Annotated in this window: 14 protein-coding genes and 2 pseudogenes; 9 read left to right on the top strand and 7 right to left on the bottom strand. The window is 68.0% G+C overall.

The window, feature by feature from the left end; all coding sequences use genetic code 11:
• From H7F51_RS18310 to selD, 5 genes and pseudogenes are all read left to right on the top strand, one after another.
• Positions 1–197, top strand: a pseudogene (locus H7F51_RS18310) (hypothetical protein); the annotation flags it as partial.
• A 59-nt stretch (positions 198–256) separates the two neighbouring features.
• Entirely contained in the window at positions 257–919 is a 663-nt protein-coding gene (locus H7F51_RS18315; protein WP_185665773.1) for a heme-binding protein, read from the top strand.
• A gap of 230 nt (positions 920–1,149) precedes the next feature.
• Positions 1,150–2,580 (top strand): MFS transporter, encoded by a 1,431-nt coding sequence (locus H7F51_RS18320; RefSeq protein ID WP_185665774.1) that lies wholly within the window; start codon positions 1,150–1,152, stop codon positions 2,578–2,580.
• A gap of 126 nt (positions 2,581–2,706) precedes the next feature.
• Positions 2,707–4,071: an L-seryl-tRNA(Sec) selenium transferase gene (selA, locus tag H7F51_RS18325; RefSeq protein ID WP_185665775.1), complete on the top strand. Its 1,365-nt coding sequence runs from the start codon at positions 2,707–2,709 to the stop codon at positions 4,069–4,071.
• Positions 4,068–5,117 (top strand): selenide, water dikinase SelD, encoded by a 1,050-nt coding sequence (selD, locus tag H7F51_RS18330; protein WP_185665776.1) that lies wholly within the window; start codon positions 4,068–4,070, stop codon positions 5,115–5,117. The genes selA and selD overlap by 4 nt, the downstream gene beginning before the upstream one ends.
• A 4-nt stretch (positions 5,118–5,121) precedes the next feature.
• Here selD and H7F51_RS18335 read toward each other — a convergent pair whose 3' ends face one another.
• The 7 genes from H7F51_RS18335 to H7F51_RS18365 form a co-directional block, all read right to left on the bottom strand.
• A complete protein-coding gene (locus H7F51_RS18335; RefSeq protein WP_185665777.1) occupies positions 5,122–6,342 on the bottom strand; it encodes a LysR family transcriptional regulator in 1,221 nt (406 codons plus the stop codon).
• Positions 6,343–6,399: 57 nt separating this feature from the next.
• Positions 6,400–8,178 carry a glycogen debranching protein GlgX gene (gene glgX / locus H7F51_RS18340; protein WP_343061337.1) on the bottom strand — a complete coding sequence of 593 codons (1,779 nt, stop codon included), beginning with the start codon at positions 8,176–8,178 and terminating at the stop codon, positions 6,400–6,402.
• 337 nt (positions 8,179–8,515) lie between these two features.
• On the bottom strand, positions 8,516–9,628 hold the full coding sequence (locus H7F51_RS18345) for a hypothetical protein (RefSeq protein ID WP_185665779.1): 1,113 nt from the start codon (positions 9,626–9,628) through the stop codon (positions 8,516–8,518).
• Positions 9,629–9,731: 103 nt separating this feature from the next.
• A complete protein-coding gene (glgA, locus tag H7F51_RS18350; RefSeq protein WP_185665780.1) occupies positions 9,732–11,180 on the bottom strand; it encodes a glycogen synthase GlgA in 1,449 nt (482 codons plus the stop codon).
• Positions 11,177–12,439, bottom strand: coding sequence for a glucose-1-phosphate adenylyltransferase (gene glgC, locus H7F51_RS18355; protein ID WP_185665781.1), 1,263 nt, complete (start codon positions 12,437–12,439; stop codon positions 11,177–11,179). The genes glgA and glgC overlap by 4 nt, the downstream gene beginning before the upstream one ends.
• Positions 12,440–12,451: 12 nt before the next feature.
• Positions 12,452–14,608 (bottom strand): 1,4-alpha-glucan branching protein GlgB, encoded by a 2,157-nt coding sequence (gene glgB, locus H7F51_RS18360; RefSeq protein ID WP_185665782.1) that lies wholly within the window; start codon positions 14,606–14,608, stop codon positions 12,452–12,454.
• 19 nt (positions 14,609–14,627) lie between these two features.
• The gene (locus H7F51_RS18365; protein ID WP_185665783.1) at positions 14,628–17,042 is read right to left on the bottom strand and encodes a glycogen/starch/alpha-glucan family phosphorylase; all 2,415 of its coding nucleotides are present in this window, start codon (positions 17,040–17,042) and stop codon (positions 14,628–14,630) included.
• 307 nt (positions 17,043–17,349) lie between these two features.
• On the opposite strand from H7F51_RS18365, the gene H7F51_RS18370 reads away from it, so the two are divergent.
• From H7F51_RS18370 to H7F51_RS18385, 4 genes and pseudogenes are all read left to right on the top strand, one after another.
• Positions 17,350–18,978, top strand: coding sequence for an alpha-glucosidase family protein (locus H7F51_RS18370; RefSeq protein WP_185665784.1), 1,629 nt, complete (start codon positions 17,350–17,352; stop codon positions 18,976–18,978).
• Between the two features lie 99 nt (positions 18,979–19,077).
• Positions 19,078–19,704 carry a PilZ domain-containing protein gene (locus tag H7F51_RS18375; RefSeq protein ID WP_185665785.1) on the top strand — a complete coding sequence of 209 codons (627 nt, stop codon included), beginning with the start codon at positions 19,078–19,080 and terminating at the stop codon, positions 19,702–19,704.
• A gap of 99 nt (positions 19,705–19,803) precedes the next feature.
• Positions 19,804–21,078, top strand: coding sequence for an O-acetylhomoserine aminocarboxypropyltransferase (locus H7F51_RS18380; RefSeq protein ID WP_185665786.1), 1,275 nt, complete (start codon positions 19,804–19,806; stop codon positions 21,076–21,078).
• Positions 21,079–21,171: 93 nt separating this feature from the next.
• Positions 21,172–21,297: pseudogene (locus tag H7F51_RS18385) on the top strand (electron transfer flavoprotein subunit beta/FixA family protein); the annotation flags it as partial.

The following is a 21,297-nucleotide window of genomic DNA, read 5'->3' on the forward strand; positions in this document are numbered from 1 at the left end:
AGATCGACGAGGCCGTGTTCCTCGCCGACCGGGTCATCGCCTTCAGCGCCCGGCCCGCGCGGATCGTCCAGGAATGGCAGATCCCCTTCGGCCGCCCCCGCTCGCTCGACATCAAGCACAGCCCCGAGCACCGACAGCTCGAAGACGAAATCTGGCAGGTCCTGCGCAAGCAAAAGGCCGCAAGCCACCACGATTGAGCGCCGCCTGCCACACGGGAGACAGGGGGCATCGACATGCAAGAGGGAGAAGCCGCACCATGCGCCTGACACGACTGTTCGCAACCCTTGCCGCAACCACGGCAGCAGGGCTGGCCGCCGCCGCTTGCGCGCAGCAGGCTCCGGTCGCCGCCCCGGCTCCGGCACCCGCTGACGCCGCGCCGGCTTCCGATCCGCTGCTTTTGCCGGGCGACGAAACCCCGCCGGGCCTGGAGCGGATGCTGCGCGCCCCGCGGCCGCAACCTCCCGGCGGGCAGCCGCCGGCTCCGGCCGACACCACTCTGGCGCCCAGTCTCGCCCTGTCGATGCGGCTGGGCCAGGCGATCGTCAACGCCTGTCTCGCCCAGAACATAAGGGTCGGCGTCGGGATCACCGATATCAAGGGCAACCTGCGCTTCGGCATGAATGCCGATGGCGCCGTGCCGGGGCGGATATTCGTCGCGGCGCGCAAGGCTTCGGCGGTCGTGGTTTTCGGGGAATCGACCGCGGCGATCAAGGTGCGGCTGCGCGCGAACGTGGAAGAGCGGGCGAAAGTCCGCCCCTACATGGCGCTCTACACCGGCGGTGAGCCGCTCTACCAGGATGGTGTCCTGATCGGGGCAGTGGCCGCGAGCGGCGGAACCGGCGATCAGGACGATAGCTGCGTCCTCGCCGGCCTCGCCAAGATTCCGGGCCTTTCCGCCACGCCGCCGGTTCCGCGCTGACCCGGCAAACAAATCGAGGCGGCCAAATCACTTATCGGCAAGTGCCGGGCAGTTTACTTCGGTCCGGCGATTGGCTAGCGCCGGGGCGCGCACGGCGAGGGGCTGACTGGCCTCGCGGCGGATCGACCGGCCGCGCATCGCTGGGCAGGCTGCGGCTTCGCCCATGATCGAGCGACCCGTCCGAGCCCGGCCGGGTCGCTGAGCTCAGGTCGGGATACGAAATGGAGAAAATGGCGAAGCGCAATTGGGTGCCGCTGATCGTGGCCTGCCCGATCTTTCTTCAGAATATCGACCTGTCCGCGCTCAACGTGGCCTTGCCGGGGATGGCCGCCTCGCTGAACGTGCCGGCGCTCCATCTCAATACGGTGATCGCCTCCTATGCGGTGAGCCTGGCCGCATTCCTTCCGCTTAGCGCGTGGCTGGCCGACCGGCTCGGCGCGCGCACGACTTTCTGTGCGGCGGTGGCGATCTTTTCGTTCGCCTCGGTCCTGTGCGGCATGGCGACTTCGGTGGAATTCCTCGTGGGATGCCGCATCCTCCAGGGGCTCGGCGGGGCGCTGATGGTGCCGATCGCGCGGCTGATCATGATCCGCTCGGTCCCGCCGGGCGAACTGCTTGCGGCCATGGCCTGGTTCACCATTCCGCCCACGGTCGGCCGCCTGATCGGGCCGTTGGTCGGTGGCACGCTGGTGACCTGGCTTTCGTGGCGGTGGATATTCTTCATCAACATTCCGCTGGGCATCGCCGCTTTCGTGCTGGCGCTGATGACCGTGCCGAAGATCGAGGGACGTCATGACGTGCCGCGATTCGACATCGTCGGCTTCCTGCTGATGGCCGCCGGGATGGGGTCGTTCCTTGGCGGGCTGGAAACCTTCGGCAAGGGCGTGACCACCATGCCCGTCTCGATCGGATTGCTGGCCGCCGGGGCGGCCCTGTTGGTGGTCTATGTTCTGCACGGGCTGCGGGCGAAGGATCCGGTGATCGATCTTCGCATCCTGCGCTATCCGACCTTCCGGACCAACGTGCTGGGCGCGCTGCCATTGCGGATGGCGATGTTCGGCGGGGCCTTTGCCTTGCCTCTGCTGTTGCAGATGGGGCTCGGCTTTCCGGCGATCGTCTCGGGCGCGGTGGCTACCGGCTCGGCGCTCGGCGCGGTCAGCACGCGGTTCATGACCAAGCATGTGCTGGCGCGTGTGACCTTGCGCCACATGCTGATCGGGGTGACCACGGCCAGCGCGATCATCTATTGCTGTTATGCCCTGTTCGACCGGCAATGGCCGCTGCCGCTGATCTTCGTTGTCGTGCTGGCGAGCGGGCTTTGTACTTCGCTCGGGATGATGGCGCTCAACACCATGGGCTTCGTCGAGATTCCGCGCGAACGTTCGAGCCACGCCACGGCGCTGACGACCATGGCCCAGCAGGTTGGCTCGGCGGTCGGCGTGGTGCTGTTCGCGCTGCTCTTGCGCATCAGCGCGCAGCTTCAGGGCGGCGACGGAGAACACCTGACCAAGGCGCACTTCGTGCCTGTCTTCCTGTTCGGAGGGCTGCTGGCGCTGTTCTCGCTCGCTGCTTTCGTGCGGATGGAGGACGAGAAGCCCCATGCGCATGAGGTCGAGGCAGAGGCCGAGACGGAAGAGGTTTTCGCCGAAGCGGCGGACTGAGCTGGCCCGCTTGGCCGATTTGTCATGGGGCGTACGAAGTCTGTTATGGAATAGTGCGGCGGCGTTGCAAGGTGCTATGCCGCTCGCCTGTTTGCCGGGGCGTGTCCCCTGCTGCCGGGAGAGAGCATGAACCGCCTGCCGTCCGTCGATCTGCTCATCCGCCAGCCCGGCCTTGCCGCTCTGGCGGGCGAGCATGGGCACAACCTCGTGGTCGGAGCGGCGCGGGCCGTGCTGGAGCGGCACCGCTCGGGCGGCGAGGCGGTGCCTTCGCTCGATATGCTGGCGGAGCAGGCGGCGGCCGAGGCGCGGGGCCGCACTGCAACGGCACTGCAACGGGTCTACAACCTGACCGGAACCGTGCTGCACACCAACCTTGGCCGGGCCCAGCTGGCCGAGGCGGCGATCGACCATGCGGCCATGGCCATGCGCGAGGCCTGCGCGCTCGAATTCGATCTCGCCACCGGCGGGCGGGGTGACCGCGACACGATCGTCGAGGGGCTGATCTGCGAACTGACCGGGGCCGAGGCGGCGACCGTGGTCAACAACAATGCCGCTGCCGTTCTGCTGGTGCTGGCCGCGCTGGCCGGGCGGCGGGAAGTGGTCGTCTCGCGCGGGGAACTGGTCGAGATCGGCGGGGCCTTCCGCGTGCCCGACGTGATGCGGGCGGCGAACGTGAAGCTGGTCGAGGTCGGCACGACCAATCGCACCCATGCGCGGGACTTCGAGGCTGCGATCGGGCCGAAGACCGCGGCGCTGATGAAGGTCCATGCCAGCAATTACCGGATCGAGGGATTTACCAAGGCGGTTGCCCAGTCCGAGGTGGCCGCGATTGCTCATGCGCACGGGCTGCCGTTCATCGAGGACCTTGGTGCGGGGAGCCTGATCGACCTGGTGGCGCTGGGACTGCCGGCGGAACCGGTGGTGCGCGACTGCATCGCCGCGGGCGTCGACGTCGTGACGTTCAGCGGGGACAAGCTGCTGGGCGGGCCGCAGGCCGGGCTGATCGCCGGGCGCAAGGACCTCATCGCGAAGATCAAGAAGCATCCGCTCAAGCGGGCGCTGCGGGTGTCCAAGATGACGCTAGGCGCGCTGGAGGCGACGCTGCTCGCCTATCGCAAACCGGACCTGCTGACCCGCGACCTGCCGACCTATCGCCTGCTGACCCGGCCCGAGGGCGAGATCGCGGCCCTTGCCGAGCGGATGGCGCCGCTGGTCGGTGCGGCGCTGGGGACGGGTTGGCACGTGACCGTGACCCCGGTTGGCAGCCAGGTCGGGAGCGGTTCGCTACCGGAGGAAGTGATCGCCAGCCATGCCGTTTGCATCGCCCCGGCGGGCAAGGGGAGCGGCAAGGCGCTGGCGGCGCTGGCCGATCGGCTGCGCGCCCTGCCGGTGCCGGTGATCGGGCGGGTGGCGGGCGGCAGCCTGCTGCTCGACATGCGCTGCCTTGAGGACGAGGCGGGCTTTTCCGCCCAGCTGGAGTTGCTGAAATGAGCGGTGAACCGCGCCTGACCTCGCTCTCGCACGGCGGCGGTTGCGGCTGCAAGATCGCGCCCGGCGTGCTTTCGGAAATGCTGCGCGGCACGGCCGCCCTGCCGGTGCCGCCGCAATTGCTGGTGGGCATCGAGACGGCGGACGACGCGGCGGTCTATCAGGTGTCGGACGACCTGGCGGTCATCGCCACGACCGACTTCTTCATGCCGATCGTCGATGATCCCTACGACTTTGGCCGGATCGCGGCGACCAATGCGATCAGCGACGTCTATGCCATGGGCGGGACCCCGATCATGGCGCTGGCGCTGGTGGCCATGCCGATCGGCGTGCTCTCGCCGCAGACCATCGGCCGGGTGCTGGAAGGCGGGGCGGCAGCCTGCGCGGCGGCGGGCATTCCGATCGCCGGGGGCCATTCGATCGATTCGGTCGAGCCCATCTACGGGCTCGCCGTGATCGGTACGGCGCCGGTCGGCAAGGTGCGGCGCAATGCCTCGGCGAAGGTGGGCGACGTGCTGGTGCTGGGCAAGCCGCTGGGCGTGGGGATCTATTCCGCCGCGCTCAAGAAGGAGGCGCTGCCGGCCGAGGGCTACGACGCGATGATCGCCAGCACGACCCTGCTCAACAAGGCCGGGCCCGATCTGGCGGCGCTGGACGGGGTCCATGCCCTGACCGACGTGACGGGCTTCGGCCTTGCCGGCCATGCGCTCGAACTGGCGCGCGGGGCGGACTGCGAGGTGCGGATCGACTGGAGCAGCGTGCCGTTGCTGCCGGGCGTGGCGGACCTTGCCGCGCAGGGCTTCATCACCGGGGCCTCGGGTCGCAACTGGGCAAGCTATGGCGGCGAAGTGGCGCTGGGCGAGGGGGTGAGCGAGCTTGATCGCGCGCTGCTGACCGATCCGCAGACCAGCGGGGGGCTGCTGGTGAGCTGCGCGCCGGAAGTCGCCGGGGCGGTGCTGGAAGTCTTCGCGCGCCATGGCTGCGGCGCGGCCGCCGTGGTGGGCACGGTCGGTCCGGCAAGCGGGGGCGCGCGGCTGCAGGTCGGCTGAGGGTTCAGGCGGCCAGCCTGCGGACTTCCTCGATCAGGGCGAGCGCGGCCTGCGGCATCAGCGCGCTGGCCCGGTGGATCAGGCCCACTTCTATGCCGGGCACCTCGAATTCGACCGGGAGTTCGACCACGACCCCGGCGCGTATCTCGAAGGCGAGCTGGCGGGGCGAGGCGATGGCCACCATGTTGTCGGTCTCCAGCAACTGCCGCAAGGTGGCGAGGTCGCCGGTTTCCACCGAGGAACGCGGGACCGGCAGCCCGAGGCCCCGGAAGCAGGCCTCGACCTGATCGAGCCCGACCGAATTGGGGCTGGGCAGGATCCACTTTTCGCGGGTGAGATCGGCGAGATCGAGCTTTCCCCGGCTGGCGAGGGGATGGCCGGCGCCGGCCAGCACGCTCATCCGGTCGACGAACAGGGGTTCGCCGACGAGGCCGCCGCCGAGATCGCCTTCGCGCAGGACACCGAACAGGACGTCGATCTCACCGGCGCGGAGCTGGCCGACGAGATGGCGGTAAGAACCCTCGACCTGGCGGACGCGGATATAGGGATGGCGCTCGATCGCCGCGGCGATGGCGACGGGGAAGGAATAGGACCGCCCGAGATGGGTGGTGCCGACGACGATGGTCCCCCCAACCGAGCCGGTGATCGAGAGCAGGTCGGCCTGGAGGTGGCGCAGTTCAGCGACGACGCGCGAGGCGCAGCCCGCGAGGATCTCCGCCGCCTCGGTCGGCGCGACGCCCTCGTTGCGGCGGATGAACAGGTCGATGCCGAGCGCGGCCTCGACCCGGCCGATCGCCATCGAGACCCCGGCCTGCGACATGCCGATGCGCTGGGCAGCGGCACCGATCGAGCGCAGTTCGCAGATGTCGGCGATCATCTTGAGCTTGCGGCCGCTGGCGAGGACCGCGCGGGTGCGGTGGCGCGAGGGCTGCTTGCCGCGCGGGACCGCGCGGAACACGGCATCGGCGGCGCTGTCCAGCTCGTCGCGCAGGCGTGCGGCGCGTTCGAGGATGATCTTGCCATACTCGGTTTCGCGCACGCCGCGGGCGGTGCGTTCAAACAGCGGCTTGCCAACTTCCAGCTCCAGTTCCTGCACCGACCGCGAGATGGCCGATGTGGCCTTGAGGTTGGTGCGGGATGCGGCCGTCATGCTGCCACTCTCGCCCACGGCGAGCACTGTCAGCAGGTTGGCGACGTGCCGTTCGAGCGAGGCGCCCATGTCCATAGATGCCCATAACACGAATCGAAGGGTCGCTGGCAAGCCTGTCGTTCGGAGTACGCATCATGGGTCGAGCTGGACCGTCCGGGCCGGGCGGTCGATCCGTACCGCGTAGGCAGGCTCCATGGCGGCGGCGCGGTAGGCGAGGCCCGGGGTTTCGGCGCTTTCCCAGTCGGGCACGGTCATCGCGGCGCCTTCGAGGGTGAGCCAGGCGCCGGGTTCGGGGAAGACGCATAGGGCGGGAAGACGCGCGGCGCGCCAGGCCGCGAGGGCGGCGACGTGGTCTTCGAGCGCGGTGTCGCGCCCCGCCCAGTCGAGCCAGGTCAGGTGATTGTCCTGGCAATAGGCATTGTTGTTGCCTTGCTGGCTGCGGCCGAATTCGTCTCCGGCGGTGAGCATTATTGCCCCGGCCGAGGCGAAGAGCGTGCCGAGCAGGGCGCGGGCATCGGCGGCGCGGTGGGCCAGAATGGCGGGATCTTCGCTCGGCCCTTCGGCGCCGCAGTTCCAGATCACTTCGCCGCCGTGGCCGTCGCGATTTTCCTCGCCGTTGGCCCAGTTGTGGCGGCCTGACCAGGCGAGGGTGTCGGCCAGGGTCATGCCGTCATGGGCGGCGACGAAGTTGACCGAGCGGGGCGCCGTGCCGAACAGGTCGGTCGAGCCGGCAAGGCGCGTGGCGAGCAGGCCCACACCCGCATCGCCCCGCCAGAAGCGGCGCACATCGTCGCGGTAGCGATCGTTCCATTCGAGCCAGTTGGCGGGGAAATTGCCGAGCTGGTAGCCGCCGGGGCCAATGTCCCACGGCTCGGCGATCAGGACGCGGTCGGCCAGAACCGGATCGGCGGCGATTTCGGCGAAGATCGGGGCATCGGCGGCAAAGCCGGGCGCGCGGGCCATGACCGGGGCGAGATCGAAGCGGAAACCGTCGATCCCGCAGAGGCGCACGAAGTGGCGCAGGGTTTCGAGGGCGAGTTGGCGCACGTGGGGGCGGGCAAAGTCGAGCGTGTTGCCGCAGCCGGTGTCGTTGACGAGGTGGCCTTTGCTGTCGTGGGCATAGGTCTCGCGGTTGTCGAGCCCGCGCAAGGACAGGGTCGGGCCGAAGACGTCGCTCTCGCCGGTGTGGTTGAACACGAGGTCGAGCAGGACGCCGATGCCGTGGGCGTGCAGTGCGGCGACCGTGGCGCGCAGTTCGGCAAGGCCGCCGGGGCAGAGGCCCGGATCGAGCGCCATCGGCACGACCGGGTTGTAGCCCCAGGCATTGGTCAGGCCGAGCGGGGGCAGGTGGCGCTCGTCGATCCAGGCGGTGATCGGCATCAGTTCGACGGCGGAGACGTGGAGCTTTTTGAGGTGAGCGAGGATCGCGGGGTGGGCGAGCGCGCCGACCGTGCCGCGCAGGGGCGCCGGGATGTCCGGGTGGAGCATGGTGAGGGCGCGGACGTTGACCTCGTAGATCAGGCCGCCGGGGGTGAAGCAGGGCGGGGCGGGATCGAGCGGGGGCAGCGGGGCGGGGATCACCGCCCTGGGGACGAGATCGGCCGTGTCGACGCCGAGGGCGGCGAGGCGGGGATCGTAGGCGAAGCGGCGGTCAAGCAGCTGGGCGCGGGGATCGACGAGCAGCTTGGACTGGTCGAAGCGGTGGCCCTGTTCGGGGGCGAAGGGCCCGCTGGCGCGCAGGCCGTAGCGGGTGCCGGGGCCGGCTTCGGGGAGATGGAGGGTCCAGTCCTCGCCTTCGCGCATCATGGGGTGGGCGGTTTCGCGGTCGGCGGCGTCGAACAGGCAGAGGCTGACCGATTCGGCGTGAGGCGCGCGGATGCGGAACGTGGTGCCGGGCGGGGTGGGTGACACGGGTGTCACCCTGCTATCGGCCGGCTTCGGGGGTAACCCGTTGTTTTTACTGGGGCGCGGCGGGTTGTGCATGGGTGACACTTCTCCAACTCGGTTGCGCCCGGGAGGCTTCGCAGCGGGAATGCTCCCGCACTTGCGAAGGATGACAGGGCGGGGGCGAGTAGGAAAGGGCGGGGTGGGGGAAGGCGATCAGTTCGGGTGCGATGACTTTGCTGGCATGGCGCGACCTAACCTCAGTCGCCCCTGCCTCCGCAGGGGCGACGGGATGAGATGGCAGCTACCTCCAACATTGTCGCCCGGCGCTTGCCCGGCTCGGCTGCCCGGAAGCTGCCGTTGGTTACCTCGGCCGTTTTGCCTCGGTGTAGGTGTAGCGCCAGGACCAGCGTTGTTCGGCGCCGGACGCGACGTTGATCGCGACGAAGGGTTCGATCGCCACGGTGCGGCGGATCGACCAGATGGCGGTGCGCACCAGCGGCACGTCGGCCGCCATGGTGATCGAGGCGCCATTGGCGCCGGTGATGGTGAACGGGCCGCCGTTCAGGGCCGGATCGCCGGGCTGGGCGGGAAGCTGGATGCGGTCGCCGGGGTGCAGCGGCTTCAGATAGCGCAGTTCGTTGCCGTCGATAGCGGCCAGTGCGGGATCGGACACGGGGCCGGTGAGCGGGAAGGGGAAGCGTGCGGTGACGCCGGGGCCGATCTCGGCGCCGCCGAAGCGGGCGAAGTTGTGGGTGTAGAGCTGGGTCTGGATCGGCAGGCGGCCGGTGTTGCGCAGGCGGTGCGCGATGGTCATCACCCCGCCGGGGGCGAGGGTGACCGACTTTTCGTATTCGTAGCCGTAGCCGTCCGCCCCGGTGGGCAGGCGCTGGATGAAGACCATCCGGGCGGGGGTGCGGCGCAGGGTCCAAGTGCCGCCGTCGACGATGTCGTAGGCGTTGAAGTGATCGTAGGGCTTGAGATCGGCCTTGCGCAGGCGGCCGACGCCGATCTTGATGAAGGTGCCGCCGGCCGGGGCGGCATTGTATCCGGGGACGGTCTCGCCATCGCGGTTGGCGAATTCCTCGGCCGGGCCGGTCGCCGGGTTGCGCGGGCTGACCACGACCCCGGTGGGGGTATCGGCGAAATCATGCACCTCTTCGCTGACCCCGTCGGTCCACGGCCCGTAGAAATGGGTGGCACCGAGGGTGACGTCGGTGATCATGCCCGACCAGTCGAACCGGGTGCTGCGATAGAAGCCCTTTTTGCCATCCGGCGGGGCGATGGTGACCTTGAGCTTGCCGCTGGCGAGGACGACCTTGGGCGCGGCGGCGAGGGCGCGGGCCGTGCCACCGGGGGCGGCAGGGGCGGCGGGTGCCGGGGTGAGCGGGACGGCGGCGAGCAAGGCGGTGAGGGCGGCAAGGCTGAGCGAAGGGCGAGCGATCCGGTGGGCCGGGCGATAGGGCTTTGTTTTCATGTTGTAATCCTGCTCCATGACAGCGGTATGCCACGATGGCCGGCGCGAGGCGACGGCGTGGTGGCTCGAATCAATCGGAGCAGGGGCGCTCTGAATTTGTCGGTCAGGCGGCGGCTGTCACCAGCCTGCGGTAAAGCGCGGCATAGGCCGCGCCCGAGCGGCGCCACGAGAAGTCCTGCTTCATCCCGGCGCGCTGGAGGGAGCGCCACTCTTCGCGGTTTCGCCAGAGGAGGGCGGTGCGGTCGAGCGCGTTCTTGAGGGCGGGGGCGGTGACGCCGTCAAACTGCACGCCGGTGGCGGCATTGATCGAGAGGGCGGCGAGGTTGGCGTCGATCACCGTATCCGCCAGCCCGCCGGTGCGGGCCACGATCGGCACGCAGCCGTAGCGCAGGCCATAGAGCTGGGTGAGGCCGCAGGGCTCGAACCGGCTGGGGACGAGGATCGCGTCTCCGCCGGCCTGCATGCGGTGGGACAGGGCTTCGTCATAGCCGGTGTGGACGCCGATCTTGCCGGGGTGGCGGGCGGCGGCGGCGTGGAAGGCGGTTTCGAGCGCGGCATCGCCCGAGCCGAGCAGGGCCAGCCGCCCGCCGAGCCAGACGAGGTGTTCGAGGCATTCGAGCAGGACGTCCATGCCCTTTTGCCAGGTGAGGCGGCTGATCACGACGAACAGCGGGCCTTCGCCGGGTTCGAGGCCGAATTCGGCTTCGAGGGCGCGCTTGTTGGCGGTGCGTTTGGCCAGGGCCTTGGCCGAGAAGGGCGCGGCCAGCGCCGGGTCTGCCTCCGGGTTCCACTCGGCCGTGTCGATGCCGTTGACCACGCCGATCACGTTCTCGCCCCGGCTGGTGATCAGGCCTTCGAGGCCCATGCCGAATTCGGGGGTGCGGATTTCGCGCGCGTAAGTGGGGCTGACCGTGGTGATCGCCCAGGCGCATTCGAGCCCGGCTTTGAGGAAGCCGACGCCGCCGTGGTATTCCACCCCGTCCCAGGCCCAGGCCTCCGAGGGCAAGCCGAGCTGGCGGAACAGGGGGGCGGGATAGTAGCCCTGGAAGGCCATGTTGTGGATGGTCATCACCGCCGGCATCGGCTTTTTCAGCTGTTTGGGCGGGGCGAAGCGCAGGTAGGCGGGGGCGAGGCCCGATTGCCAGTCGTGCGCGTGGAGGAGGTCGAATTTCCGGCCTTTGACGGCGCCGCCGGCAATGTCGGCGGCGGCGCGGCCGAAAGCGGCGAAGCGGCGCCAGTTGTCCTGCCAGTCATGCCCGGCATCGTCGGTGTAGGGGCGCCCGCCGCGCTCGAACAGGGCGGGGCAATCGAGGACGAGCAGGTCTCCGGCCGCGAGGAGGCGGGCCGGAGCGCCGAGCAGGTCAGCCCATTTGTGGACGGGCTTGGCGCCGGCCAGCTTGGCGAGGACCGAGGGGTAGCCGGGGATCAGCGTGGTCAGGTGGCAATCGTGCGGGGCGAGGGCGGCGGGGAGTGCGCCGGCCACGTCGGCGAGGCCGCCGGTCTTGATGAGCGGCACGGCCTCGGACGCGACGGACAGGACGTGCAAGGTCACTTCAACTGCTCGATCATCTTCTTGTTGATCAGGCAGACGCCGTTTTCGGTGCGGCGGAAGCGCTGGGCGTCTAGTACCGGGTCTTCGCCGACGACGAGGTTTTCGGGAATGCGCACGCCCGAATCGATGATCACCTTGCTGAGGCGGGCGCCGCGGCCGATGTTGCAATAGGGCAGGATCACCGCTTCCTCGACGCTGGAGAACGAGCCCATCTTGACCCCGGTGAAAAGCAGCGAGCGCTTGGCCACGGCGCCGGAGACGATGCAGTCCTGGCTGATCAGCGAGGAGATGGCGTGGCCGCGGCGGCCGTCTTGGTCATGCACGAACTTGGCAGGGGCGGCGACGATCTGGTCGGTCCAGATGGGCCAGTCCCGATCATACATGTTGAGCTTGGGGACCGTGTCGGTGAGGTCGAGATTGGCTTCGAAATAGGCATCGAGCGTGCCGACGTCGCGCCAGTATTCCTCGATCTCCTCGGCCGCGCGGATGCAGCTGTCGGTGAACTTGTGGGCCACCGCCTTGCCGTGCTTCACGATGTGCGGGATGATGTCGCCGCCGAAATCGCGGCTCGAATTGGGGTCTTCGGCATCGCGGCGAAGCTGGTCGAACAGGAATTCCGTCTCGAACACGTAGATGCCCATGGAGGCGAGGCTGTGCGCCGGATCGCCGGGAATGGTCGGCGGGTCCTTGGGCTTTTCGACGAAGGCGGTGATCACCGCCTTTTCATCGACCGCCATGACCCCGAAGCCGCTGGCATCCTTCTTGGGCACGACGAGGCAGCCGATCGTGACGTCGGCGCCGGAGTTGACGTGCTGTTGCAGCATCAGCTCGTAGTCCATCTTGTAGATGTGGTCGCCGGCGAGGATGACCATGTATTTGGGCGCGTAGGACTGGATGATGTCGATGTTCTGGAACACCGCGTCGGCCGTGCCTTCGTACCAGTGCAGCTCGTCGATGCGCTGGGAGGCGGGGAGGATGTCGAAGCTTTCGTTGCGCTCGGGGCGCATGAAGTTCCATGCGCGGTTCATGTGGCGGATCAGCGAGTGGGCCTTGTACTGCGTGGCGACGCCGATCCGGCGGATGCCGGAATTGATCGCGTTGGACAGGGCGAAATCGATGATCCGGCTCATGCCGCCGAAATAGACGGCGGGCTTGGCGCGGTTGTCGGTCAGTTCCTTGAGACGGCTGCCGCGCCCGCCGGCCAGGACATAGGCCATGGCATCGCGGGCAAGGGGCTGGCCGTAAGTCTTACGCGTCATTGTTTCTCCCCCTTATGATCCGGTCCATTCGAACATGACCGTTGCCAGTGGCGGCAGGGTGATCGTGGCCCCGCCGTGATGGGACGTGATCGCCCCCATGTTGCCGATGCCGCTGCCCCCGTAGACCGGGGCATCGCTGTTGAGCACTTCCGCCCAGCGCCCGTCATGCGGCAGGGGCAGACGGTAGCCTTCCCGCGGGCTGGCCGTCATGTTCGAGACGATGGCGATGGGCGCGGCGCCGGGCGCCTTGCGCAGCCAGGCGAAGACCGAGTTCTGGCTGTCGTCGACGATCAGCCAGTCGAACCCTTCGCCCTCGCAGTCGCGCGCGTGGAGCGCGGGCTTTTCGCGGTAGAGGCGGTTGAGGTCGCGGACCAGCGAGCGGACCCCTTCGTGGGGGGCGTGCTGGCGCAGATCCCAGTCGAGTGCGCGTTCCTCGCTCCATTCGCGAGCTTGCGCGAACTCCTGCCCCATGAACAACAGCTTCTTGCCGGGATAGGCCCACATCAGGCCGTAATAGGCGCGCAGGGAGGCGAATTTCTGCCAGTCGTCCCCGCTCATCTTGTTCAGCAGGGAGCCCTTGCCGTGGACCACCTCGTCGTGGCTGAGCGGCAGGACGAAATTCTCGGAGAAGGCATACATCAGGCCGAAGGTGATCTCGTCGTGATGGTACTGCCGGTGGACCGGCTCGCGCGCCATGTACTTCAGCGTGTCGTGCATGAAGCCCATGTTCCACTTGAAGCCGAAACCGAGGCCGCCTTCGTGCGCGGGCAGGGTGACGCCGGGCCAGGCGGTCGATTCCTCGGCCACGGTGAGGAAGCCGGCGTGGCTGCCGTAGACCGCGCGGTTCATCGCGCGCAGGAACTCGACCGCCTCCCAGTTCTCGCGCCCGCCCTGCTCGTTGGGAATCCACTCGTCGGCTTTGCGCGAATAGTCGCGGTAGAGCATCGAGGCGACGGCATCGACCCTGAGGCCGTCGACATGGTAGCGCTCGGCCCAGAACAGGGCGTTGTTGACGAGGAAGCTGGCCACCTCGCGCCGCCCGAAATTGTAGATCAGGGTGTTCCAGTCGGGATGGAAGCCGAGGCGCGGGTCTTCGTGCTCGTACAGCGCGGTGCCGTCGAACCGGGCGAGGCCGTGCTCGTCGGTCGGGAAGTGGGCGGGCACCCAGTCTATCAGCACGCAGATCCCGGCGCGGTGCGCGCCATCGACGAAACGGGCGAAGCCTTCGGGATCGCCGAAGCGGGCCGAGGGCGCGAAGAGCCCGGTGGTCTGATAGCCCCACGAGGGATCGTAGGGATGCTCGGAAACGGGGAGGAACTCGATATGGGTGAAGCCCATGTCGGCCACGTAGGGGATCAGCTTTTCGGCGAGGGCATCCCACGAGAGGAACCAGCCATTCTCGTCCCGGTCCCACGATCCGGGGTGGACCTCGTAGATCGAGATCGGGGTGCGGCGCGGGTCGATCGAGGCCCAGTGCGCGCGGTGGGCTTCGTCGCCCCAGTCGCCCTTGCCGGGGCGCAGGGTCATCGAGGCCGTTTTCGGGCGCAGTTCGGAGGCGAAGGCGAAGGGATCGGCCTTCAAGGGCATGACCTGCCCGTCTGCCGCGGTGACCTGGTACTTGTAGGCGCGCCATTCGCCGATGTCGGGCACGAACAGTTCCCACACGCCGATGTCGGCGCGGCGGCGCATGGGGTGGCGGCGGGCGTCCCAGTCGTTGAAATCGCCGACCACCGAGACATGGGCGGCATTGGGCGCCCAGACCGCGAAGTTCACACCGCTGGCGCCTTCGTGGTCGATCAGGTGGGCGCCGAGCTTGTCGAACAGGCGCTGGTGCGTGCCTTCGGCGATCAGGAAATCGTCAACCGGGCCGAGGACGGGGCCGAACGAATAGGCGTCGGTCACCCACCATTCGGCGCGGCCGGCGCGGCAGTGGTATCGCACCGGCTGGCGCGGGCCGGCGACCGGGCCTTCGAACAGGCCGCGCGGATCGGCGAGGGTCAGCGCGCCGAGCGGCTCGCCCGCGAGGCTGTGCGCCTCGGCCTGGTGAGCGCCCGGCAGGATCGCCCGGGCGAAGGCGCCCTCGGGCCCCTCATGCACGCCGAGCAGCGAGAACGGATCGGCATGGGTGCCGGCGAGCAGGGCATCGATGGCGGCCTTCGGCGGCTTCAAGGTCTCTCCTTCAGGGGTGTTATTTCACGCCCCAGATTTCTTTTGCATATTCGCCGATCGTCCGGTCCGAGCTGAACCAGCCGACATTGGCAATATTCCTGATCGCCTGCTGGCGCCAGAGCTTCGGTTGCTCCCACAGGGCATCGACCTTGCGCTGGGCGGCGGCGTAACTGTCGAAATCGGCGGCGCACATGAACCAGTCATGGTCGTAGATCCCCCCCATAAGGGCGGCGTAGCGATCGGGATCGTCGGGCGAGAAGACGCCCGAGGCAATCGCCGCGACCGCCTGCTGCAATTCGCGCGAGCCTTCGATCACTTCGCGCGGGACATAGCCTTCGGCGCGCTTGGCCAGCACTTCCTCGGCGGTGAGGCCAAAGATGAAGATGTTCTCGTCTCCCACCTTGTCCTTGATCTCGACATTGGCGCCGTCGAGCGTGCCGATGGTGAGCGCGCCGTTCAGCGCGAACTTCATGTTGCCGGTGCCCGAGGCTTCCATGCCGGCGGTGGAGATCTGTTCGGACAGGTTGGCGGCGGGGATGATCCTCTCGGCCAGGGTCACGTTGTAGTTCGGCACGAAGACGACCTTGAGCACGCCGCCGACGGAAGGATCGGAATTGACCCGGCGGGCGATGTCATTGGCCAGTTTGATGATCAGCTTGGCGTTGTGATAGCTGGGCGCAGCCTTGCCGCCGAAGATCTTGACGCGCGGCACCCAGTCCCGCTCGGGATGGCTGCGGATCTGGTCGTAGAGCGCGACGGTCTCGATCAGGTTGAGCAGCTGGCGCTTGTATTCGTGGATGCGCTTGATCTGGACGTCGAACAGGGCATCGGGATTGAGCCTGATCCCGGTCAGCTCCTTGATGTGCTGGCTGAGCGCGACCTTGTTGGCGCGCTTGACCAGGGCGACCCGCTCGCCCAGCTCGCTGTCGGCGGCCAGCGCGTTGAGGTCGGAGAGCTTTTCGGCATCGTCGAGGAAAGCGGGGCCGATCGCGTCGCGGATCACCGAGGTCAGGCCCGGATTGCACTGCTGGAGCCAGCGGCGCGGGGTGACCCCGTTGGTCTTGTTGTTGATCCGGGTGGGATAGAGCTTGTGCAGGTCGGCGAAGACCGTGGACTTCATCAGGTCTGTATGCAGGGCGGCGACGCCGTTGACCGAGTGGGCCCCGACGAAGGCGAGGTTGGCCATGCGCACCCGGCGCTCGCCCCCTTCGTCGATCAGCGAGATCGCGGCGATCGCGGCGTCCGCCAGCCCGGCCTTGCGCGCTTCGCGCAGGACCCGGCTGTTGATCGCGTAGATGATCTGCATGTGGCGCGGAAGCAGCCGCTCGAACAGGGGGAGCGGCCAGGATTCCAGCGCCTCGGGCAGGAGGGTGTGGTTGGTATAGGCGACGGTTTTCTTGGTGACTTCCCAGGCCTCGTCGAACTCCAGCCCGTGATTGTCGACCAGCAGCCGCATCAGCTCGGCGACGGCGACCGAGGGGTGCGTGTCGTTGAGCTGGATCGCGGCGTGATCGGGCAGTGTCCGCACGTCGCCTTCGTATTGCACGTGGCGGCGGACGATGTCCTGGATCGAGGCCGAGGTGAAGAAATACTCCTGCCTGAGGCGCAGCTCCTGCCCGGCGGCGGACGAGTCGGCCGGGTAGAGCACGCGCACGAGGGCATCGGCCTTCACTTCGTCGGCCAGCGCGCCGAAGTGGTCGCCCGCGTTGAAGGCATCGAGTTTGAGCGGTTCTAGCGCCGAGGCGGTCCACAGCCGCAGCGTGTTGACCCGCTTGCCGCGCCAGCCGACGACCGGCGTGTCCACCGCGCTCGCCTCGACCTGTTCGGCCGGTTTCCATTCGACCCCGTCGGCCTTCTCGACCACTTCGCCGCCGAAGCCGATCAGGTAGGCGCTCTCGCGCCGGTCGAACTCCCACGGGTTGCCGTGGGCCAGCCAGGTCTCCGGCCGCTCGACCTGCCAGCCGTCGACCACGCGCTGGCGGAACATGCCGTTCACGTAGCGGATGCCGTAGCCGTAGGCCGGGATGTCCAGCGTGGAGAGGCTTTCCATGAAGCAGGCGGCGAGGCGCCCCAAGCCGCCGTTGCCAAGCGCGGCATCGGGCTCCAGCTCTTCGAGCGCGGCAAGGTCGAGGCCGTGTTCGCACAGGGCCTTTTCCATGTCGCGCGTGAGGCCGAGGTTGGACATGGCATCGCGCAGCAGGCGGCCGATCAGGAATTCGGCGGAGAGATAATAGACCCGCTTGCCCTTCTCCTCGTAAGTGCGGCGGGTGCTCTCGATCCAGCGGTCGATCACCTTGTCGCGCAGGGCGAGGACCGCGGCGTTGAACCAGTCATGCGACTTGGCGGCCAGCTCGTCCTTGCCCACGCGGTGGCGCAGGACATCAAGGATCAGCGCATCGAGCTCGGCAGCGGGGGAGGCGGGGTCTAGGGTCACGTCGGTGCTCCGTCCGTCAGGCACCCCGGGCGCTGGGGCGCCGGGTGCCGGTTAACTCCACGTCCTCTTCCCGCGAACTCATTATCGTTATGGCCGCGCGTGTCCTCGCGCCGCGAAGATGGCCGAGAGCCATCGCCGCGCCGGTGCCGGCGGCGCTGTTTCCTCCTGAAAACCCTCTTGGCCAATGACTATGCCAGCGAGGGGGCATTCGACAAGGACGCATTTGCAAAACGCGCAAACCTATTCAGTCTTGCCGGGTGCTGGCATAGGTTATGCTGCGTCTGCGAAATCGAACGGGAGCTTTTCGATGGCCGGTGGTGAAGCGCCGTGGTGGCAGGGAGCGGCGATCTACCAGATCTATCCACGCTCGTTCCGCGATTCGGACGGGGACGGGGTGGGCGACCTCGCCGGGATCACGGCAGGCCTGGACCACGTAGCGCGGCTGGGGGTCGACGCGATCTGGATCAGCCCGTTCTTCACCTCGCCGATGCGCGACTTCGGCTATGACGTGGCGGATTACTGCGGGGTGGACCCGGTTTTCGGTTCGCTGGCCGATTTCGACGCGCTGGTGGCGCGGGCCCACGCGCTGGGGCTGAAGGTGATCATCGACCAGGTCTATGCCCATACCTCCGACCTCCACCCGTGGTTCGCCGAGGGGCGGACGGACCGGGACAATCCGAAGGCGGACTGGTATGTCTGGGCCGACCCCAAGCCGGATGGAACCCCGCCGTGCAACTGGCAATCGGTGTTCGGCGGCCCGGCCTGGACCTGGGACGCGCGGCGCGGGCAATATTACCTGCACACGTTCCTGAAGGAGCAGCCGCAGCTCAACGTGCACAATCTCGCGGTGCAGGAGGCCCTGCTCGGCGCGGCGCGGTTCTGGCTGGAGCGGGGGGTGGACGGTTTCCGGCTCGACGCGCTCAACCATTCGATGCACGACCCCGAGCTGCGCGACAATCCGCCCGCGCCCGACGACGGCAAGGTGCGGACCCGGCCGTTCGACTTCCAGATCCGCCAGTACAGCCAGTCTCACCCCGACGTGGTCGGCTTCGTCGAGAAGATCCGGAAGGTCTGCGACGAATATGGCGCGATCCATACCGTGGCCGAAGTGGGCGGGGACCATGCCGAGATCGAGATGAAGGCCTTCACCTCGGGGCCGGACCGGCTTTCCAGCGCCTATGGCTTCGACTTTCTCTATGCCCCGGCGCTGACCCCGGCCCTGGTGGCGGACATCATGGCGCGCTGGGACGGCACGCCGGGGGCGGACGGGCGCTCGGAAGGCTGGCCGAGCTGGGCCTTCGAGAACCACGATGCGCCGCGCGCGGTCTCGCGTTGGTGCGCGCCGGAGGACATGGCGGCCTATGCCCGGATGAAGCTGGCCCTGCTGGCGGCGCTGCGCGGGAACATCATCCTCTACCAGGGCGAGGAACTGGGGCTGGAACAGGACGAGATCCCGTTTCACATGCTGCAGGACCCCGAGGCGATCGCCAACTGGCCGCTCACCCTCTCGCGCGACGGGGTGCGCACGCCGCTGCCGTGGACGGGCGAGGACCTGGCCGGGTTTACCACGGGCACGCCGTGGCTGCCGCTGTCGCTGGCCAACCGGGCGCGCAACATTGCCGAGCAGGAGGGCGATCCGGGCTCGCTGCTGCATCATGCGCGGGCGGTGCTGGTGCTGCGCCGGGCCCATCCGGCGCTGCGGCTGGGCTCGTTCCGGCTGATCGAGGCGGGGGAGGCGCTCCTCGGCTTCGAACGGGTGCTGGAGGGCGAGCGGATCGCCTGCTGGTTCAACCTTTCCCCCGAGCCGCTATCATTCGATGGTGGTGAACGGGGCGAGGTGCTGCTCAGCGTCAACACGGCGCCCGGCGCCACGATCGATGGTTACGGAGCCGTGTGGCTGCGGGGCGCAGTGGGGCCTTCGAGCGATCAGTTATGACCTGTCAATCAAGCTTTTAACCCGAACTTAATTCCCGATTGCGATGTTTTCCGAATGTTTCCGGGTTCGGCCGGAAACCGGGGATTAACGAACGGCGACATGGGCAATTCGGCGCGAGACGAGGTCTGCGGCTGGCAGGACGAGGAAGAGGCGGGCACCGAGCGCCGGGCCGCTCCGCGCCTGACCATGATGATCCGCCCGGCCAAGCTGATCGCGGACGACCGCGAATTCCTTTGCGTGGTGCGCGACTTGTCGAAAGGCGGGCTCAAGCTGCGCCTGTTCGCGCCGCTGCCCCGGCACCGCCGGCTGATCATCGAGTTCGACAACGGCGAGCGTCACCTGATCGAGCAGGTCTGGCACGAAGGGGACATGGCCGGCTTCCGCTTTGCCGGCGAGGTCGACCTGGTGCGGCTGATCGCGGTCCAGCAAGCCGATCACCCGCGCCGCCAGCCGCGTCTCAACATCGCGATGGAGGCCACGGTCTGCACCGGGGGGCTGCGCACCCCGGTGATCCTGCGCGACATTTCGCAGCGCGGCGCCTCGATCGAGTGCAATGGCTGGCTGATGATCGACGAACTGGTGCGGCTGGAATGCGCCGTCCTGCCGACGCTCCACGCCAAGGTGCGCTGGCGCCGGCCGCCGCATTACGGGCTGGTGTTCGAGCAGACCTTCCAGTTGCCCGATCTGGCCCGGATCTGCGCCGAACTCAGCGCGCCCGAGGCGTGATGGCGCCGCCGCCGGATTGGCGGCGAATGCGGCTGACAAGCGCCGTGCGATAGGCCACAAGGTTCGCCGAGGCCCGAAACGGCCCGCGGAGAGGACCATATGGCCGAAAAGCTCGAGACGCTTGCCGTTCATGGCGGAACCGCCCCCGATCCCGCCACCAATGCGCGGATCACCCCGATCTACCAGACCGCAAGCTACGTGTTCGACGACGTGGATCATGCCGCGGCGCTGTTCAATCTCGAGGTGTTCGGCAACGTCTATACGCGGCTGATGAACCCGACCAACGGGGCTTTCGAGGGCAAGGTGGCGGCGCTGGAAGGGGGCGTGGCGGCGCTGGCCACGGCTTCCGGCCATGCCGCGCAGTTCCTCGCCTTTCACACGCTGATGGAGCCGGGCTGCGAGATCGTCGCGGCCAAGAAGCTCTATGGCGGCTCGCTTAACCAGATCGGCCATTCGTTCCGCAAGATGGACTGGCACGGGCGCTTCGTCGATGCCGACGATCCGGGCAAGGTTGCCGCGGCGATCACCGAGCGGACCCGCGCCGTGTTCATCGAGAGCATCGCCAACCCCGGCGGGGTGGTACAGGACATCGAGGCCATCGCCAAAGTGGCCCACGCTGCCGGGGTGCCGCTGATCGTGGACAATACCATGGCGACGCCGATGCTGTGCCGCCCGATCGAGCACGGGGCCGATGTGGTGGTCCATTCGGCGACCAAGTTCCTTGGCGGCCACGGCAATTCGATCGCGGGGGTGATCGTTGATGCGGGCACGTTCGACTGGGCGGCCTCGGGCAAGTATCCCTACCTCTCGGCGCCCAATCCTTCCTACCACGGCAAGGTCTTCACCGAGGCTTTCGGCAATATCGCCTTCATCCTCGCCTGCCGGGCGCTGGGTCTGCGTGATCTTGGCCCGGCGCTCTCGCCCCAGAACGCTTTCTATGTCCTGACCGGGATGGAGACGCTGGCGCTGCGGATGGAGCGGCACTGCGCCAATGCCCTGCACCTGGCGCAGTGGTTGCAGAACCATCCCAAGATTGCGTGGGTCAGCTATGCCGGCCTGCCGGAGAGCCCCTATCACCAGCTGGCCCGCAAATACCTGGGCGGCAAGGGCGGCGGGGTCTTCACGTTCGGGGTGAAGGGTGGCTATGCGGCAGGCATAAAGCTGGTCTCCTCGGTCAAGTTGTTCAGCCACCTCGCCAATATCGGCGATACCCGCTCGCTGATCATTCACCCGAGTTCGACCACGCACCGCCAGCTCGAGGAAGCGGCGCAGATCGAGGCCGGGGCCGGGGCCGACGTGGTGCGCGTCTCGGTGGGGATCGAGCATATCGATGATATCGTGGCCGATCTTGCCCAGGCGCTGGAGCAGATTTGAGGGCTGGCGCCTTGCCTGCCCTTGGGGCGAGGCGCTATCGCCCGGAATGATATCGGCCGGGCCATGTCGTCCGGCGAAGATGGGATGGAAATGATGAAGATCCTGGTCCCGGTGAAGCGGGTGATCGATTACAACGTGAAGCCGCGGGTGAAGGCGGATGGTTCGGGGGTGGACCTGGCCAACGTCAAGATGAGCATGAACCCGTTCGACGAGATCGCC

Origin of the sequence: Novosphingobium flavum, from assembly GCF_014230315.1 — a bacterium.
GTDB classification, from domain to species: domain Bacteria; phylum Pseudomonadota; class Alphaproteobacteria; order Sphingomonadales; family Sphingomonadaceae; genus Novosphingobium; species Novosphingobium flavum.